Origin of the sequence: Streptomyces sp. NRRL B-24085 (genome assembly GCF_001282115.1) — a bacterium.
GTDB lineage: Bacteria > Actinomycetota > Actinomycetes > Streptomycetales > Streptomycetaceae > Streptomyces.
The window spans coordinates 1-17348 of the sequence record NZ_LJBR01000104.1 but is presented as its reverse complement, the minus strand read 5'-3'; the positions used below and the strand labels follow the sequence as shown (position 1 = coordinate 17348).

At 72.1% G+C, this 17348-nt stretch carries 16 protein-coding genes; 3 read left to right on the top strand and 13 right to left on the bottom strand.

What is annotated here, in order from left to right:
- The 4 genes from AOJ26_RS13885 to AOJ26_RS13870 all read right to left on the bottom strand — a co-directional run.
- Positions 1 to 512, bottom strand: a 512-nt coding sequence (locus tag AOJ26_RS13885) for an ATP-binding protein (RefSeq protein WP_179200297.1), incomplete at its 3' end; no start/stop codon positions are given.
- A 90-nt stretch (positions 513 to 602) separates the two neighbouring features.
- Complete coding sequence (locus tag AOJ26_RS13880) at positions 603 to 1595, bottom strand: hypothetical protein (RefSeq protein ID WP_053848569.1); 993 nt, start codon at positions 1593 to 1595, stop codon at positions 603 to 605.
- 116 nt (positions 1596 to 1711) lie between these two features.
- Positions 1712 to 2422: a gamma-glutamyl-gamma-aminobutyrate hydrolase family protein gene (locus AOJ26_RS13875; protein WP_053848568.1), complete on the bottom strand. Its 711-nt coding sequence runs from the start codon at positions 2420 to 2422 to the stop codon at positions 1712 to 1714.
- A complete protein-coding gene (locus tag AOJ26_RS13870; protein WP_053848567.1) occupies positions 2419 to 3909 on the bottom strand; it encodes an aldehyde dehydrogenase in 1491 nt (496 codons plus the stop codon). Before AOJ26_RS13870 ends, AOJ26_RS13875 begins: the two co-directional genes overlap by 4 nt.
- A gap of 92 nt (positions 3910 to 4001) precedes the next feature.
- Here AOJ26_RS13870 and AOJ26_RS13865 point away from each other — a divergent pair, with 92 nt between their 5' ends.
- Positions 4002 to 4712, top strand: a complete 711-nt coding sequence (locus AOJ26_RS13865) for a type 1 glutamine amidotransferase (RefSeq protein ID WP_053848566.1) — start codon at positions 4002 to 4004, stop codon at positions 4710 to 4712.
- A 63-nt stretch (positions 4713 to 4775) separates the two neighbouring features.
- Here the strand turns inward: AOJ26_RS13865 and AOJ26_RS13860 are convergent, their stop codons facing one another.
- The 8 genes from AOJ26_RS13860 to AOJ26_RS13825 form a co-directional block, all read right to left on the bottom strand.
- Entirely contained in the window at positions 4776 to 6233 is a 1458-nt protein-coding gene (locus AOJ26_RS13860) for an APC family permease (protein ID WP_053848565.1), read from the bottom strand.
- A gap of 252 nt (positions 6234 to 6485) precedes the next feature.
- A complete protein-coding gene (locus AOJ26_RS13855) occupies positions 6486 to 7160 on the bottom strand; it encodes a TetR/AcrR family transcriptional regulator (protein ID WP_053848564.1) in 675 nt (224 codons plus the stop codon).
- A gap of 548 nt (positions 7161 to 7708) precedes the next feature.
- Positions 7709 to 8554, bottom strand: coding sequence for a fumarylacetoacetate hydrolase family protein (locus AOJ26_RS13850; RefSeq protein ID WP_053848563.1), 846 nt, complete (start codon positions 8552 to 8554; stop codon positions 7709 to 7711).
- Between the two features lie 11 nt (positions 8555 to 8565).
- Positions 8566 to 9501, bottom strand: a complete 936-nt coding sequence (locus tag AOJ26_RS13845; protein WP_053848562.1) for a 3,4-dihydroxyphenylacetate 2,3-dioxygenase — start codon at positions 9499 to 9501, stop codon at positions 8566 to 8568.
- Positions 9494 to 10957: an aldehyde dehydrogenase gene (locus AOJ26_RS13840; protein ID WP_053848561.1), complete on the bottom strand. Its 1464-nt coding sequence runs from the start codon at positions 10955 to 10957 to the stop codon at positions 9494 to 9496. Before AOJ26_RS13840 ends, AOJ26_RS13845 begins: the two co-directional genes overlap by 8 nt.
- Before the next feature lie 34 nt (positions 10958 to 10991).
- A complete protein-coding gene (locus AOJ26_RS13835; protein WP_053848560.1) occupies positions 10992 to 11798 on the bottom strand; it encodes an acetoacetate decarboxylase family protein in 807 nt (268 codons plus the stop codon).
- Between the two features lie 11 nt (positions 11799 to 11809).
- Complete coding sequence (locus AOJ26_RS13830; protein WP_053848559.1) at positions 11810 to 13000, bottom strand: NAD(P)/FAD-dependent oxidoreductase; 1191 nt, start codon at positions 12998 to 13000, stop codon at positions 11810 to 11812.
- Between the two features lies 1 nt (position 13001).
- Positions 13002 to 13190 (bottom strand): ferredoxin, encoded by a 189-nt coding sequence (locus AOJ26_RS13825; protein WP_053848558.1) that lies wholly within the window; start codon positions 13188 to 13190, stop codon positions 13002 to 13004.
- A 310-nt stretch (positions 13191 to 13500) separates the two neighbouring features.
- On the opposite strand from AOJ26_RS13825, the gene AOJ26_RS13820 reads away from it, so the two are divergent.
- Both AOJ26_RS13820 and AOJ26_RS13815 read left to right on the top strand, forming a co-directional pair.
- Positions 13501 to 14856 carry a glutamine synthetase family protein gene (locus tag AOJ26_RS13820; RefSeq protein ID WP_053848557.1) on the top strand — a complete coding sequence of 452 codons (1356 nt, stop codon included), beginning with the start codon at positions 13501 to 13503 and terminating at the stop codon, positions 14854 to 14856.
- Between the two features lie 11 nt (positions 14857 to 14867).
- The gene (locus AOJ26_RS13815; protein ID WP_053848556.1) at positions 14868 to 16145 is read left to right on the top strand and encodes a cytochrome P450; all 1278 of its coding nucleotides are present in this window, start codon (positions 14868 to 14870) and stop codon (positions 16143 to 16145) included.
- Between the two features lie 6 nt (positions 16146 to 16151).
- Here the strand turns inward: AOJ26_RS13815 and AOJ26_RS13810 are convergent.
- On the bottom strand, positions 16152 to 17348 hold a 1197-nt coding region (locus AOJ26_RS13810), incomplete at its 5' end, for an amylo-alpha-1,6-glucosidase (protein WP_053848555.1).

Sequence of the window (17348 nt, the reverse complement as noted above, 5' to 3'; positions counted from 1 at the left end):
GGGCGGGGGCGGGTGGCGGCGGGCAGGGTGCGGACGGTGTAGCTGCCGTCGCCGCGTCCGCGCCACTCCACGGCGGGTGCGTCGGGGGTGCGGGCGGAGCGGCTCACGACGTGGATCTCGTCGGCGACCAGGAAGCAGGAGAGCAGGCCGATGCCGAACTGGCCGATGAAGTCGGCGCGTTGGTCGGCGATCTGCTCCGCCCGCTTGCTGCTGCGGCCGATCGTGGCGAGGAAGGTGTGCACGTCGGCCTCGGTGAGTCCGACGCCGTCGTCCTCGACGCGCACCACGGAGCCGTCGGCGTACAAGCGGATGCCGAACGCGTCGGCGGGGGCGCCCGGTTCGAGGTCGTGCCGGGCGGTCAGCGCGTCCACCGCGTTCTGGAGGAGCTCACGGAGGTAGACGCGGGGGCTGGAGTAGAGGTGGTGGGAGAGGAGGTCGACGAGGCCGCGGAGGTCGACCTGGAAGGTGCGGTCGGTGGTCGCGTGCTCGGCGGCGTTGTGACGCAGGGGCATGGGGCAGTCCGGGGTGAAGGGAAGGGAACGGCGGGGTGGGCGGTCGTCCGCGGGACCGGCCGAGGACGGCAAGGTCGGGCGGCCAGCGGCTCAGAAGGCCTTGCGGAAGCGCGCGTACGCTTTCTGCGGGTCCGCCATGAAGGTCCAGGGCCACTCGGTGAACACGCCTTCCAGCTCGCGGAAGACATTGGAGGCGGTGCTGCTGCCCGCCAGCGAGAGGGCCATGGCGAACATGTTGTAGTCGCCCTGCCAGCCCAGCCGGCGCTCGTACGCGTGGTGCAGGATGCTGCGCTCGGCGGCCTCCCGCAACTCGGTCCGGATCCGCGGGTCCTGCAGGCAGTCGCGGTCGTCGGACTCCACCCACTCCTCGATGTGTGCCATGGCGATGACACAGCCGAGCCGGTGCCCGTCGGGCGCGCCGGCGAAGGCCTTCCGGGCGAACTCCAGGGCCTCGCCCGGCTGTCCGCCCCAGCGGGGCTGGAGCTGCGACACCCACTCCAGGTGGAGGTCCAGGTTCAGCGGATCGCGGCGCAGGCCGGCTGCGAGCCGGGCCTCCTTGACGCTGTCGTCGACGGACATGCCGCGTCCTGAGGTGAGCAGATGGCGCCACGGCGTGACCCAGTCGGGCCGCAGCTCGGCGGCCTCCAGCAGGTGCTCCTCGGCGATGCGCAGCCGCTCGTAGAAGGTCTGCCACTGCTCGCGGCTGACGTCCACGGCACGGGCGGACGTGCGCGCCTCCCAGCCCCAGGCGACATGGCGCGCACCGGAGATGAGCAGGGCGGTCGCCCGAAGCTCCTTGTCGTCCTTGTCCTCCTCGGCGGCCCGGACGATCCACTCCTCCACACCGTCGACGTGCGCCAGTTGCCCCAGGACCGCCTGCTCGCGCCCGAGGTCGAAGGGAGCGAGGGCCGCCTTGACCGCCTCCCAGTCACCGGCGTCGGCCGCTTCCACCAGCGCGAGCACCCGCGTGTCCCCGAGGGCGCGCAGCGGGTACGTCCCGTTCTTCTGTCTGCGCGGCACGGGCAGGGCGTACGGATCCGCCTCCGGTCTCTCCCGGCCCCCACCGAACAGCTTGCCGAACATGCCCCGCCCTCCCCTGGTCCCGCGTGATCGTCCGGTGCAGCATAGAGGGCACCACCGACAGCGCTTCCACCGGGTTTTCACGAGGACTGCACGGTTCGGTCCCCCGGACCGCGGCCTCAGCGTCGGTCGCGGGCGGCCCGGACCAGGGCGTCGAACAGACCCTGCTGGGCGGGGTCCTCGTGTGCCGTGTCCTCGGGGTGCCACTGGACGGCGGTGAACCAGCCGGGGGCGTCGGGCAGTTCGAGGCCCTCCACGGTGCCGTCGGCGGCGTGCGCGGTGGCCGTGAGTCCTTCGCCGAGGCGGTCCACACGCTGGTGGTGGTAGCAGGAGACGTCGGTCTTCTCGGCGCCGGTGGCCCGCTCCAGCAGGGTGCCGCTCCGGATCGTGACGGGGTGCACGAGGTGCCGGTGGTCGCTGTCCATGTGCTGTTCCAGGGTGCCGCCGAGGGCCACGTCCACGACCTGGAGGCCGCGGCAGATCGCCAGCAGGGGCAGGCCCGAGTCCAGTGCGGCGCGGGCGACTTCGAGGTCGAAGGCGTCCTGGAGGTCGTCGACGTCGTAGACGGCCGCGTGGGTGTCGCCGGCGCCGTAGCGGTGCGGGGCGAGGTCGCCGCCGCCGGGGAGAAGGACGCCGTCGAAGCGGGCGAGGCGGGCCGGGACGTCTCCGGCGGCGGGGTGGATGCCCGCCGGTTCGCCGCCGGCCCGCCACACGGCCTCGATCAGCGCGCGGGCGTTGACCTCGGCGGCGTACCGGAGGGCGGACGTGGTGGCGGAGAAGCGTGCGGGGATCGCGATGAGAGGCCGCGCTGACCTGTGCGTCCGGTTCACAGCTGGATCCAGGTCGTCTTGAGCTCGGTGTACTTCTCCAGGGCGTGCGCGGACTTGTCGCGGCCGTTGCCCGACTGCTTCATGCCGCCGAAGGGCACCGTCAGGTCGCCCTCCTCGTAGCAGTTGACCCAGACGGTTCCTGCCCTCAGGGCGCGGGAGACCCGGTGGGCGGTGGACAGATCGGAGGTCCACACGGCGCCGGCGAGCCCGTACTCGGTGGCGTTGGCGAGCCGTACCGCCTCGTCGAGGTCGTCGAAGGTGAGCACGGACAGGACCGGACCGAAGATCTCCTCGCGCGCCAGCCGCATACCGGGGCCGACCCGGTCGAAGACGGTGGGCTCCAGGAAGCTGCCGCCCGTCCCGGTCAGGGTGCGGCCGCCGCCGGCACGCAGCCGGGCCCCTTCGCCGAGGCCCGTGGCGATGTGGTCCTCGACGCGGGCCAGGTGGGCCTCCGTGACCAGGGCGCCCATCTCGGTGGCCGGGTCGAGGGGGTCCCCGACCCGCAGTTCCCGCGCCCGCGCGACGACGGCCTCGGTGACCTGGTCGGCGACGGAGGAGTGCACCAGGAGGCGGGAGGGGGCGGTGCACATCTCGCCCTGGTTGAAGAAGATGCCCCAGGCGGCGGTGGCCGCGGCCTGTTCCAGGTCGGGGGCGTCGGGGAGGATGATGTTCGGCGACTTGCCGCCGAGCTCCAGCCAGACGCGCTTGAGGTTGGAGTCGGCGGAGTAGCGCAGGAAGTGCCGGCCGACGGCGGTGGAGCCGGTGAAGGCCAGCACGTCGACGTCGGGGTGCAGGCCCAGCGCCCGCCCGGCCACCGGCCCGTTGCCGCTCACCACGTTCAGGACGCCGGGCGGCAGTCCCGCCTCGGTGGCGAGGCGGCCCAGCAGCAGTCCGGAGAGCGGTGCGTTCTCCGACGGCTTCAGTACGACCGTGCAGCCGGCCGCGAGCGCCGGGGCGACCTTCCAGCCGGCCAGCGTCAGAGGGAAGTTCCAGGGCACGACGGCGCCGACGACTCCGGCCGGCTCCCGGGTGACGAGGGCGAGGGCGTCGGGGGCGGTGTGCGGGGACTCGTCGGTGAGCTTGTCGGCGAGCTGGCCGTACCAGCGGAAGGTGCCGATGAGGGCGCGCAGTTCGATGCCGTACGCGTCCGTTATGGGTTTGCCCATCTCCAGGCTGACCGTCAGCGCGAGTTCCTCGCGCCGCTCCTCGAGCAGGTCGGCGAGGCGCAGCAGCGTCCGGCCGCGCTCGGCGGGGGCGAGGCGCGGCCAGGGACCCGAGTCGAAGGCCCGCCGGGCGGCCGCCACGGCGAGGTCGACCTCGGCCTGTCCGGCGTCCGCGACCTGGGCCAGCGCCTGGCCGTCGCGGGGCGACACGAGGGTGAAGACCGCTCCCCCGCCGGGGTCGTCGGCCCCGTCGACGTGATGGGCGCCGGACACGTCCAGCCCCTTGGCCCGGCGCAGCCACTCCTCGTGCGTGACGTCTGGCATGGAAGACCTCCGAAATATTATTTGAATCCAAACGATATGATCGGCCCGGGGCCCGGCACAAGAGGCCCCGGCAACGGAAAGGAGCAGCCGCCGTGCGCGCACTCGTCCTCATGCACGACCACGCGACCGAGCCCGGACTGATCGGGGCACGACTCCGCGAGCGCGGGTACGACCTCACGACCGTGACCGTCGTGCCCGCGGAGCGCCACCACGCGCCGGACGTCTCCTTCGCGTTCCCCGCGCCCGACGACTGGGACCTGGTCGTGTCGCTCGGCGCCCCCTGGTCGGTGTACGACGAGACGGCGGTCGGCACCTGGATCGGCGGCGAGCTCGCCCTGCTGCGCACGGCCCACCACCTCGGCGTCCCGGTGCTGGGCGTCTGCTTCGGCGCCCAGGCCCTGGCCACCGCCCTCGGCGGCTCGGTGGGACCGGCGCCGCGTCCCGAGATCGGCTGGACCCGCATCGACAGCGACGACCCCTCGCTGGTACCGGAGGGCCCCTGGTTCCAGTGGCACCACGACCGCTGCGCCCTGCCGCCGGGGGCCGTGGAGGTGGCCCGCAACGAGGTGTGCGCGCAGGCGTTCCTGGCCGGCCGCAGCATGGGTGTGCAGTTCCACCCGGAGATCACCACGACGGTCGTGCGCCGGTACCTCGACCTCGGCGGCAGGGCGCAGTGCGTACGGCTGGGTGTCGACCCGGAGGAGCTGCTCGCCCGCAGCCGCGCCCTGGAAACCGCGGCACGGGCCAATGCCGGTCACCTGACCGACGCGTTTCTCGACCGGGTGGCGCACACCCCGGCGTAACGGACGGCGGAGCGCCGCGGGTGCGGCCCGGCGGGGAGGTCCGGGCCGCACCTCGCCGCGGGGTCAGCCGGCGGTGGCCGCTCCGCCCCTGGTCACCCGCGCGACCACCAGACCGGCCACCAGGACCGCGGGGACGGCGAGCTGGAGCCAGATCGCGGTGGTGCGGTCGCCGCCGATGAGCGTGGTGAAGTTCTCGACGATGAGCCAGATGGCACCGGCGATGCCGAGCGCGCCCAGCACGGGGGCGATCACCGTGTTCCAGGGGCGGCCGTCCGCACCCGACCTGCGGAAGAAGACGACCACGGAGACCGAGGTCAGGAGGTACAGCAGCATCATCGCGAGCACCGCGACGCCGCTGAACCAGGAGAACAGGGTCAGCACCGGGTCCTTGCCCAGGACCGCGAAGGGCATCACCAGCAGCACCGAGATCACGGTCTGCACGATGCCGGCCGTCCAGGGCGAGTGGCGGCCGTTGAGGCTGGTCAGCGCGTGCGGCAGGAGGCCTTCACGACCGAGGGAGAACAGGTAGCGGTTGGCCGAGTTGTGGAAGGCCAGAATGCCGGCGAACAGCGAGGTGGCCAGCAGGATCGGCAGGACGTCGTCGACCCAGCCGCCGAACTGGGCGGCGATCGGCGCGAACACGAAGCCGGTGGCGTCGCCGCTCTCCAGGGCCTTGCCCGCCTCGGCCGTGACACGGGACGCGCCGTGCGCGGAGACCAGCATCCACGAGGTGAGGGCGAAGAAGCCGGTGACCACCGCGACGGACAGGTAGGTGGCCCGGGGGACGGTCCTGCGCGGCTCGCGGGCCTCCTCGCCGTAGATGGCGGTGGCCTCGAAGCCGAACATCGACGCGACGGCGAACATCAGCGCCACACCCGGGGCGCCCTGGAGCGCGGCCGAGGGCGAGAAGCTGTCGGTGAAGCCGAGCCCTTCGGGGCCGCCGCCCTTGAAGAGGGTGACGAGGGCGAAGACGATCAGGATGCTGAACTCGGCCAGCACGAACACGGCGAGGATCCTGGCTCCCATTTCGATGCCGGAGGCACCGAGTATCTGGACGATCGCCATCGTGACCAGGGTCCAGACCCACCACGCCACATGGGTGCCGGTGTAGTGCTCGACCAGGGAGCTCACCGTGGCGCCGTACAGCCCGTACATGGCGGCCTGGATGGCGCAGTAGGCGAAGAGGGCCACACCGGCGCTGCCGCAGCCGGCCGGGCGGCCGAGCCCCTTGCCGATGTAGGTGTAGAAGGCGCCCGCGTCCACCACATGGCGGCCCATGGCGACGAAGCCGACCGAGAACAGCAGGACCACGGCGCCCGCCACGAGGTACGCGGCGGGGGTACCGGGCCCGTTGCCGATGCCGACCGCGATGGGGACGGCGCCGGCGATGCCGGTCAGCGGGGCCTGGGCGGAAAGGACGAAGAACAGGATGCCCAGGACGCCGAGCGAGTTGGGCTTGAGCCTGCCTGCCGTGGAGGGATCGGAAGCGGTCTGCGTGCTGACCGCTGTCTGACTGTCCACTCGAATCACCTGCCGGGAGCGGGGAGGGGCGGGGAATTGTTTCGAGCCAAACGAGTTGCCTCATGGTGGGTCGGAACTATCCGTTTGGCAAGGGGTTCGGCGGGGCTTTTCCGTCAGGTGGCCGATTTGCCGTGCCCTTTACCCGTACGGTCCTGGCGGGGCCTGGGTGGGCAGCGCGAGGAGGCCCCGGACTCGTGGTCCGGGGCCGGGGGCAGGGCCTTGGTGAGACGGGTGTCCGCGCCGGCCGGCGCGTCAGGCGTCGGAGTCGTGCCCGTCGTCGCTGATGCGGTCGCCGTCGGCGTCACGGTCGGCCTTGTGGTCGCCGTCGGCGTCCGCGTCGAGCAGCCGCAGCAGGGAGCGGAGTTCCTCGATCGCCGCGTCGGTGACGTCGGGCTCGCCCAGGACGAGTTGGTGCAGGACGAGGCCGTCCAGAGCGGCGAAGACCAGCCTGGCCAGCGCCCGGTCGGCGCCCGCCGGGAGCATGCGGTTCAGCTCGCGGCGGGTGGCGTCGAAGTACTCGTCGTACAGGGCGCGGATCTGCGGAAGCAGCTCGGGCCTGCGGCGGGATTCGAGCAGCAGCTCGTACTGGAACGCCTGCTTGTCCGGATCCGCCGTGACCATGTCGGACACGCCCGAGGAGAAGTCGTCGACCTTGCCGGTGCCGGGTTCGAGCGCGCTGGTGTTCAGGGAGGTGCGGATGGTGTGGGCGAGCGTCTCCTCGATCAGGGTGTCGCGCGAGCCGAAGTGGTGGACCACCAGCCCGTGGGTGACCCCCGCCTCCTCCGCGACCGCGCGGTAGGTGAGCCTGCGCAGCCCGCCCCGGGCCACCACCCGCACCGCCGCGTTCAGCAGGGCCTCGCGCCCCTCCCCGTAGTGCACTCGCTTGCGCGACCGTCGGCTCTCGGGGGCGTCCGCGGAATCGGTCATGTCGGCGACCCTACCTGGCCAGCGCCGCCGGCCGAGTCCTCGGCGGTCCGCCGCGACGAGCGAACACGCCGGTGCGGACAGCGGAGTTCGGGGCGACCGAGGAGCCGTTCCGGGCTGGGCCGTCGACCGCCCCCCGGACGTCAGCATCGAAGGCCTCGCGGGGCGGCGCCGCGGACGGACACGTGCCGCCCCACGACGGCCTCACCAGACCCTCCGGTCCGCCTGTCCGACGCGGTCCGCTCCTCGGAACCGCAGTGCCCGGCCCGCGGGCGAGGTCACCCGCCTCGACCGCGCACCCCCCAACGTCAGCGTCCACGGCCTCGCGGGGCGAGGCCGCGGACCGACACGCGCCGCCCCACGACGGCCTCACCAGACCCTCCGGTCCGAAGCGGATCCGACGCTGGCCCACGCGGTCTGCGGTCCGACGCCGGAACCAACGCAGCCCGACGCGTCCGACGCCGCCCCCCGCGGTCCGACGCGTCCGACGCCGGCCCCCCGCAGCCCTAAGCGGATCCGACGCCGGTCCCCCGCGGTCCGCTTCCCGTTCGTCAGCGCCGTGGCGGCCGGACTCCGCGGAACTCCCAGTCGCCGCCGAGCGCCGTGGACAGCACCTCCTCGGACTCGGTGGGCTGGGCGCCGACGTCCGTGCGGATGGCGGTGGGGCCGGCGACGACGTGGTTGGTGAGCCGTCCCAGCCCCTCCACCTCCACCTCGACGACGTCACCGGGCTGGACGGGGCGGGAGTTGGCGGGCGTGCCCGACAGCAGGACGTCCCCGGGGTACAGCGTGATGGTGCGGGCGATGTCGGCGACGAGGTAATGCATGTCCCACTTCATCTCGTCGGTCGAACCGTCCTGCACCACCTCGCCGTTGACGTACGTCCGCAGGCGCTTGCCGTGGAAGTCCCAGTCGGTGACCAGGCCGGGGCCCAGCGGGCACAGGGTGTCGGAGCCCTTCACGCGGAGCATGGACCCCGCGTCGGTGTCGCGGAAGTCGTGCAGTCCGTAGTCGTTGGCGATCGTGTAGCCGGCGATGAACTCCCCCGCGTCGGACGGGGAGATGTTCCGCGCGGTCCTGCCGACGACGATGGCCACCTCGCCCTCGTAGTTGAGCCACTTGCAGCCCTCGGGGCGGACGATCGCGCCCTTGTGGGAGTTGAGGGAGGAGGTGGGCTTGTGGAAGTAGGTGGGGGTGTCCGGCAGGTCTATGCGGAACTCGTCGACGCGGCTGCGGTGGTTGAGGTGGACGGCGATGACCTTGGAGGGGACGACCGGGGGCAGGTGCTGGGCGTCCTCGGCCTTGACGCGGCGGCCGTCCCCGGCGACCAGTTCGTCGCCGTCGACGGTGACCTGGACGGCGGCGCCGTCGAGGAGGATGCGGCGGTACTCGGGCATGTTCGGGACTCCTAGGTACGGCTGTGAGGGGTGCGCGGGGCGGGGGCCGCGGACGGGCCGGTGCCGGTCCAGCCGTCGGCCGGGCGGTCGAACCACAGATGGACCTGGCCGGTGCCGACGGAGTTCTCGTACTCGCCGTACTGGCGGGCCCGGGCGGTGCAGGCCTGCTCGCCGAGGGCGCCGGCCATCATCAGGTAGTGGAAGAACCTCGCCTCGGGCTTGACCTTCCAGAACGCGTCCATGGAGTCGAGGACCTTGTCGTGCCGGCCCTCCTTGAACCAGGCGATGCGCTCCTGGTCCGCCGCGCGGGCCTCGGGGGTGCGGATGTGCACGGGGTCGCTGGCCTCGTGGTCGCGCAGCTCGCGCAGCGGCCAGAAGGTGTGCGAGAGCGCGCCGGACGCGATCAGCAGGACGCGGCGGCCGGGGGTGGCGGCGATGCCGTCCGCCAGCGCCCGTCCGAGACGCAGGTGGTCCTCCATGTCACCGGTCTGGCAGACCCCGATGGTCACCCACCGTTTGTCGGGCAGGCCCTCCCCCAGGAACTTCCAGAGGTTGATGGTGGCGTAGTAGATCGGCAGGTAGTCGTCGTCGATCGCAGTGATCCAGGTGCCGTGCTTGTCCGCGAACTTCTCTATGTTGAAAGCCAGTTCGGGGTCGCCCGGGAAGTCGTAGGGCATCCTGCACATGCCGCGCGGCAGTTCCTCCGAGGTGAACAGGCCGGCCCTGCGCCGCTGGGCGGTGACCACGAACTCCACGGTGGTCGCCCAGTGGGAATCCAGGACGACAACAGTGTCGTAGTCGTCGCGCTCGAACACCTCGCGGCGCAGTTGTTGAAGGCCCGTGACGAGGGTGATCTCCTTGCCCTCGTTCAGTTCCAGCCGCTCCTCACGCGGGAGCACGATGGTGGGGACGTGGGCGAGGAGGCCCGCCCCGACGATCTCACCCATGGTTGTTCCATCCGTTCGGCGCGGTGACGGTGTTCTTGAGGTCGCAGTAGAAGTCGAAGCTCCAGGTGCCGCCCTCGCGGCCGACCCCGGAGTGGCGGGAGCCGCCGAAGGGTGCCTGGAGGTCGCGGACGAAGAAGCAGTTGATCCAGACGGTGCCGGCGACGAGCCGGGCGCTGACGCGCTCGGCGCGCTCGGGGTCGCCGGTGGCGAGGGTGGCGGCGAGCCCGAAGCGGGTGTCGTTGGCGAGCCGGACGGCCTCGTCCTCGTCGGTGAAGGTCTGGAGGGTCAGGACCGGGCCGAAGACCTCCTCCTGCACGATCTCCGCATCCTGATCGACATCGGTGAGCAGGGTGGGCGCGTAGTACTGGCCGTCTCCCCGGTGCCCGCCGATGACGGCGCGGGCCCCGGCCGCGACGGCTCGCCGCACGAATCCGTCGATCTTCTCCAACTGGCGGGGGTGGATGTTGGGCCCGATGTCGGTGGCCTCGTCGCGGGGGTCGCCCTGCCGCAGCCGGGTTGCCTTGTCGACAAATCGTCGAGTGAACTCCTCGGCGACCGTCTCCTCCACGAGGATGCGGGTGGCGGCCAGACACACCTGCCCGGCGTTGTCGTACTGCTCCACCGCGAGGTCGACGGCGAGGTCCAGGTCGGCGTCGGCGAACACCAACAGGGGTGACTTGCCGCCGAGTTCGAGGCTGAGCGGGGTGAGGTTGGCGGCGGCCGACGCACTGATCCGGCGGGCCGTGGGCACGGACCCGGTGAAGCTGATGCGGCGCACGTCCGGGTGCGAGGTCAGCGCGTCACCGATCTCGGCGCCGTGGCCCTGGACGACGTTCAGGACGCCGGGGGGCAGCCCGGCCTCGGCGGTGATGTCGGCGAGGAGGGAGGCGGTGAGCGGCGACCACTCGGCGGGCTTGAGGACCACGGTGTTGCCCGCGGCGAGCGCCGGGGCGACCTTCCAGGTGGCCAGCATCAGCGGCGCGTTCCACGGTGTGATCAGCACGCAGGGGCCGGCCGGGTCCCAGGAGACGTGGTTGTTGTGGCCACGGGTCTCGAAGTCGTCGTGGTCCAGCGTCAGCAGCCAGTCCGCGAAGAAACGGAAGTTGTGCGCCACGCGCGGCATCACGCCCCGGCGGTGCGAGCGCAGCAGCGCGCCGTTGTCGGTGGTCTCGACGATGGCGAGCTCCTCGATCCGCTTCTCGACGCCGTCGGCGATCGCGTGCAGGACGCGGGCCCGCTCGGCGCGCGGGGTGGCGGCCCAGGCGGGGAAGGCGGCCTTGGCGGCGGCGACGGCCGCGGCCGCTTCCGCGGGTCCGCCGCGGGCGATCTCACCGAGGACGGCGCCGTCGATCGGCGAGGTGTCGGTGAAGGTGCCGGCGGAGGCGACGCGTTCGCCGCCGATCCAGTGCCGGGTGTCCACGGTGACCCCGGCCACCGTGAGGGTGTGTTCGGTCATGTCCGGTCTCCAAGTGCTGCGTGACGTAAAGGAGTTAATGGGCTCCGGAGGTTCCGGACTCCAGGAGTCGGCCGCCGTCCCAGACGACGCCGACCTGGCGGTAGTACGCGGCGATCGGTTCACGGATCTCGAGCCGGGCCAGCTCCTCCGTCGGCGCCTCGAACAGTTCCAGCTCGGCGTCCCCGACCCAGGGGCGGCCGCCCTCGAAGGAGGCCGCCCCGGACTCGATCAGTTCGTCCAGGGCCGGCCCCTTGCCCTTCTCGATCGACGGCAGCCAGCGGTGGTGGGCCATGGGATGCCCGTTGACGAACCCGTTCGTCCCGGACGGCTCGCGCAGGGTCACCACGGCCTGGGCGAGCCGCCGGTCCGCGGCGGCGAGCGTCGCCCCGAAGCGTGCCCCCGCCTCGATCCGCGGCGCGGGCCCGTAGGGGTGCGGGCGGGTCTGGTGGATCGACCCGAGCTTCTTCGGATAGCCCTGGTGCAGCCCTCGCGCGATCGCGAAGTCCTTGTCGACCCAGATGTACACGCACCGGGAGTAGGTCTCGCCCCGGTACGTGCAGCGGACGACCGCGAAGGCCTCCTTGTACTGGGCGAGCACGGGGTCGAGCAGTTCCTCGCCGGACGCCGAGCAGGACTGCCAGTCGGCCCAGATCAGGGCGACGGCACCCGGGTCCTCGTCGGCCAACTCCAGCGGCTCGGGCAGCAGTTCGCGTACCCGGGCGGGATCCGTGCGGTACTCGACGGTGAGCAGGTCGCCGGAGTAGCGCCACGGGGGCGCGGGGATCAGCGACGAGGCACCGCTCGCCGTCTTGGGGTGGAAGTAACCACGGACAGCGGACATGGCGGGGTTCCTTAGGCGGTGAGGGCGGGCTGCTTCAGCAGTTCGGCGCGGTAGCGGGCGGCAGCGGTCGCGGCGGCGTGACCGCCGAGCGCCACGACGCCGACGAGCCGGCCGCCGGTGTGGTAGCCGACCAGGACGTCACCCTCGGGGTCGCCGTCCAGGATCCGTACGTCGTCCTGGCCGAGCGCGGGTGCGCCGAAGGACTGCAACCGGAACTCGTGCTGGTCGCTCCAGAACGTGGGCAGCGGCGCGAAGGGCGCCGGCTCGGTGCCGAGGAGGGTCCTGGCGGCGTGCTTGGCGGTGTCGGTGGGGATCGACCAGTGCTCGACGCGGCGCGGCACGCCGTCGTAGCGGGCGTTGGGGAAGCGGGCGACGTCGCCGACCGCGACGACGTCCGGCCGGCCGCCGGCCCTGAGCCCTTTGTCGGTGAGGACACCGTCGGTGAGGTCGAGCCCGTTGCCGTCCAGCCACTCGGTGTTGGCGACCGATCCGACGGACTCGACGACGACGTCGGCGTCCAGGACCGTCCCGTCGGACAGGACGACGCCGGTGACGCGGTCCTCGCCCGCGAAAGCGGACACGCCGGTGCCCAGTGCGAACCGCACTCCGCGTTCCTCGTGCCGCTTGAGCAGGGCGCGTGCGAGCAGTTCCCCGAGGGGGCCGACCATGGGCAGGGGCAGCGGGTCGACGACCGTCACCTCGGCCACCCCGAGCGCCACGGCCGTGGCGGCGACCTCGCAGCCGATGAACCCGGCGCCGACGACGACCACGCGTGCGCCCGGCCGGGTCAGCTCGGCCCGCAGGCCCTGGGCGTCGTCGATCGTGCGGACCGTGTGCCGGCCGGTGAGCGGCCCCGGGCAGCGCAGCCGGCGGGGCCGCATGCCGGTGGCGACCACGAGACCGTCGTACGGGAGGACCGAGCCGTCGTCGAGCGAGACGGTGCGTTCGGTGAGCCGGGAGGCGACGATCCGCCTGCCCAGCCGCCACTCCACGTCCGCCGCGGCGGCCTTGGGGGTGAAGGCGAGGGAGGCGAAGGGCGCCTTGCCGGCGAGGACCTCCTTGGACAGCGGGGGCCGGTTGTACGGCATGTGCGGCTCGTCGCCGACGACGGTGATCCGGCCGCTCCAGCCGGCGGCGCGCAGTTGCTCGGCCGCGCGCAGACCGCCCATGGAGGCGCCCGCGACGACGATGCCGGCGCCCACGTCAGTCCTCGATCCGGATCGCCTGGAGCGGGCAGACGTCCGCCGCTTCCTCGACCTCGTCGCGCAGCGCGTCGTCCGGATCGGGGACGTACAGCAGACGGCCGCCCCCGTCCATCGAGAAGACGTCGGGGGCCGCGAAGACGCACTGGCCGTGGTCCTGGCACTTGTTCATGTCGACGACGACCTTCATGGCCGGTCCTCCTGAGGGAGCGGGAGCGAAGGGGCGAAGTGGGGCCCGGCCTGCTCGGCCGGGCCCCGGCCAAAGGGGCGCGGGAACCACTGCGAAAACCAGGGCGGAGACCGCCGCGAAGACCGCTGCGGAGAACCGCGCCCCCAACTCGTTTGGCTTCAAACAAGATAGGCAGGTGCCACTCCCTGGTCAATACCTATCCAGGTGGATAAATTATTCGCGTCACCCCCTTGCGGGCGGATGACCTCCTCCATAACGTTCGGGTTCAAACGAACATCCGAGGCTGCTCCAGCCGCCCAAGGAGGCATCGGTGAGCGCTCACGACACTCCAGACATCCGCCGTCACACAGAGCGGCTCACCGCCGACGGCATCGACGTGGTCCGGGTGATCTATCCCGACCTCATCGGCACGGACCGCGCCCGGGACGTCCTGGTGGATCACCTGCCCGCGGCCTGCGAGCACGGCCTGGCGTTCTGCAAGGCCGTCTACCACACCACCCCGCAGGGGGACGTGGTCCCGGTCGCGGGCGGTCTGGACGCGGGACTGCCGGACGTGTGCGTACGGCCCGACCTGTCGACCCTGTCCGCGCTGCCCTGGGAACCGGGCGTCGCCACCTGTCTGGGGGAGGTCACCGACCCGGCGACCTCGGGCCCGGCCGCCGAGTCGCCGCGCGACCTCCTGCGGGCCGTACTGGCCCGGTGCGCGGCCCGGGGACTGCGGCCCGTCGTGGGCCCCGAACTGGAGTACTTCCTGCTGGAGCCCGCTCCCCAGGCCCCCACCGGCTGGCGCCGTGCCCCCGAGGTGTCCGGTGCCGTCTACACCGCGGGGCTGCGCGCCGACCCCGGCAACCACCTGCTGCGCACCCTGCGGCTCCTGCGCGACCTCGGCCTCGGCGTGGTCACGGGGAACCACGAGTTCGACGGCGGCCAGTACGAGATCAACCTGACCCACTCCGAGGCCCTGGACGCCGCCGACCGGGCCTTCCGCTTCAAGGCCGCCGTCAAGGAACTGGCCCGCAAGGAGGGCAACCTGGCCACCTTCATGGCCAAGCCCTTCGGCGACGCGGGCGGCTCCGGCTTCCACCTCCACCTCTCCTGTCAGGACGAGGCGGGCGGCAACGCCTTCGACGACCCGGCCGGCTCCTACGGCCTGTCGACGGCCGCCCGGCACGCCGTCGCCGGAATCCTGGCCCACGCCCCCGCGCTCGCCGCCCTCGCCAACCCGACGGTCAACTCGTACAAGCGCTTCGGGCCGGACACCCTCGCCCCCTGGCTGATCGACTGGGGACTGGACAACCGCAGCGCCATGGTGCGCGTCCCGCCCGAGCGCGGTTCCGGGGCCCGGCTGGAGCTGCGGCTCGGCGACGCGAGCGCCAACCCGTACCTCTTGATCGCCGGCACGCTCGCCGCCGCCCTGCTCGGCATCGAGGCCGGCGAGGAACCGCCCGCCCCGCTGGAGGGCTACGGCTACGACACCGCCCGCTCCGCCGTCCTGCCCACAAACCTGCCCGCCGCGCTCGACGCCCTGGAGGCCGACACCGCGCTGGCCGAACTGCTCGGCAAGGACTTCACCACCTCTTACCTCGCCTACAAGCGCAACGAGGTCGAACGCTTCCAACGGCACGTCACCGACTGGGAGTTCACCGAGTACGCCTACCACCTGTGAAGGACTTCCGCATGACGACAGCAGTCACCGCCGTCGAGCCGATGCCGCTCGCGGACGTCGACCTCGCGAACCTCGACAACTTCACCGACGGGACCACCCCCTGGCGGATGTTCCACACCCTGCGCCACCAGGACCCGGTGCACTGGCAGCCCGAGGAGGCGCCCAACTCCGGTTTCTGGGCGGTCACCCGGCACGCCGACATCGCGCGCGTGGACCGTGACGCGGAGACCTTCACCTCCACGAGGTTCGTGAACCTGGAGGAGGTCGACGAGGACCAGATCAGGAAGCGCGCCTCGATCCTGGAGCTGGACGGCGTCCGCCACCGCGCCCTGCGCAGCGTCATCCAGCGCCAGTTCGGCGCGGGGGTCATCAGCAGCTACACCGACTTCCTGCGCGGTCTGACCGCGCAGACCCTGGACGCGGCCCTGGCCAAGAGGACCTTCGACTTCGTCAAGGAGGTCTCGGCGGACTTCCCCATCAACGTCCTGGCCCGCCTCCTCGACGTCCCGCCGGAGGACAACCAGCAGCTCATCGACTGGGGCAACCGCATCATCGGCAACACCGACCCCGACTACGCGGACGTCCTGCTGCACAGCGCGGAGAGCGAGAAGTACCGCGATCTGCCCTTCCGCTCCCCCGCCTCCCTCGAAGTCTTCGCGTACGGACGGGAGCTCGCCCGGCAGCGGCGCGGCGGCGACGGCACCGACCTGGTGTCCAAGCTGGTCAACACCACCCCGCGCGACGGCGTCCCGCTCTCCGCGCAGGACTTCGACAACTACTTCCTGCTCCTCGTCGTGGCCGGGAACGAGACCACCCGCCACACCATCACCCACTCCATGCTGGCCCTCCTCCAGCACCCCGACCAGTTGGCCCGCCTGCGGGACGACCCCTCGCTGATCCCCACGGCGGTCGAGGAGTTCCTGCGCTGGGCCTCCCCCGTCTACCACTTCCGGCGCACCGCGACCCGCGACGTCGAACTCGGCGGCAAACGCATCCGCGAGGGCGACAAGGTCGTGATGTGGTACGCCTCCGGCAACCGCGACGAGGAGGTCTTCGGCAACCCGTACGACTTCGACGTGGCCCGGCAGCACAACGACCACGTCACCTTCGGCAAGGGCAGCCCGCACCTGTGCCTGGGCAACCTCCTCGCCCGCACCGAGATCCGGATCATGTTCGAGGAGCTGATCCCCCGGCTGGCCGACATCCGGCTCGTGGGCGAGGTCCCCCGGGTCCGCTCGAACTTCGTCAACGGCATCAAGAAGCTGCCCGTCGAGGTCACCCTGGCCTGACCTGCCTCACCGGCCGGTGCGCTCGGCGTGCGCCTCGGCGAGGAGGAGGTAGGCGGCTGCCGTCCAGGTGTAGGCGCGGTCGCGCAGGCCGGTCCCGGTCAGGGCGTCGAAGTTCTCCGCGAAGCCGTGCCGTTCGCACAGGGCGCGGAAGCGGGCGCTGATCTCGTCCGCCAGCCGGAGGTGCCCGCCGCGGCGCAGACCGTCCTCGACGAGGACCGTGGCGGGGGCCCAGATCGGGCCGCGCCAGTAGCCGTCGGAGAGGTAGTGCGGCGAGGTGGGCAGCTCGGTGGCCAGACCGTACGGGGTCAGATGGGCCTCGATCCGGCCGGCCAGCACGGCACCGACGTCGTCCGGCAGATGCTCGCCCAGCACGATCGGCATCAGGTCGAGGAGGCTGGACGTGCCCCAGGTGTCACCGCTGTCCACGCCCCGGGCGACGAACCGGTCGCCCCTCCAGAGCTCGTCGAGCATGGCCCGCTGTGTCTCCTCGGCAGCCCGCGTCCACCGCTCGGCGTCATCCGGCCGCTCCAAGTGACGGGCCAGATCGGCGAGTTCGCGCAGTTGGAGGGTGAGGAAGGCGGCCAGGTCCGCGGTGACGACCACGCGCTCGGGGTCGAAGGTCGTGGCGTTGTCCCAGCCGCTGTCGTTGCCGTGCTGGTAGTGCGGCAGGGCGGCGCCGGGAGCGCGCCGGGCGGTGAGCCAGAACTCCGTCCAGCGTTCCAGCCTGTCGTACGTGGCGGACAGATCCGCCCGGTCCGGGGGGCTGGGCAGCCGTCGGCGCAGATGGCCGAACGCCCAGCCGTGGACGGGCGGTTTGACGAAGTTGTGCAGCACCTCGGAGTGGGTGACCGAGTCGGGCAGCGCCCCGGTGTCGTCCTGGTGGTCGAAGGGCAACTGGAACTGGTCCCAGGCCAGTCCGGGACGGCCGGGAGCCAGGGCGAGGGCGTTGAAGCAGTGGTCCCAGCTCCACACCTTGTCCATCCAGTGCTTGGACATCAGGACGCCGGGCCGGGTGACCAGACCGGCCGGGCGTACGGTCGCCGACCACAGGACGTACGCGGCGAGTTCGGCGGCCGGGGTGGTGGACGAGCGCCAGGGGGCCACGGTGTCGGCGAAGTCCGCGAAGGCGTTCCGTGCGGCCTCGACGACCTTCCCGAAGGCGGCCGTCGGGGTGTGGGGAGGGCGGGCGGTGTCGAGTTCCTC

Bases quoted from the DNA above. Each gene is read 5' to 3' on its own strand.
- AOJ26_RS13845 (WP_053848562.1), bottom strand. From the start codon at position 9,501: ATGGGTGAGATCGTCGGGGCGGGCCTCCTCGCCCACGTCCCCACCATC.
- AOJ26_RS13855 (WP_053848564.1), bottom strand. From the start codon at position 7,160: ATGACCGATTCCGCGGACGCCCCCGAGAGCCGACGGTCGCGCAAGCGA.
- AOJ26_RS13840 (WP_053848561.1), bottom strand. From the start codon at position 10,957: ATGACCGAACACACCCTCACGGTGGCCGGGGTCACCGTGGACACCCGG.
- AOJ26_RS13850 (WP_053848563.1), bottom strand. From the start codon at position 8,554: ATGCCCGAGTACCGCCGCATCCTCCTCGACGGCGCCGCCGTCCAGGTC.
- AOJ26_RS13825 (WP_053848558.1), bottom strand. From the start codon at position 13,190: ATGAAGGTCGTCGTCGACATGAACAAGTGCCAGGACCACGGCCAGTGC.
- AOJ26_RS13815 (WP_053848556.1), top strand. From the start codon at position 14,868: ATGACGACAGCAGTCACCGCCGTCGAGCCGATGCCGCTCGCGGACGTC.
- AOJ26_RS13880 (WP_053848569.1), bottom strand. From the start codon at position 1,595: ATGTTCGGCAAGCTGTTCGGTGGGGGCCGGGAGAGACCGGAGGCGGAT.
- AOJ26_RS13835 (WP_053848560.1), bottom strand. From the start codon at position 11,798: ATGTCCGCTGTCCGTGGTTACTTCCACCCCAAGACGGCGAGCGGTGCC.
- AOJ26_RS13870 (WP_053848567.1), bottom strand. From the start codon at position 3,909: ATGCCAGACGTCACGCACGAGGAGTGGCTGCGCCGGGCCAAGGGGCTG.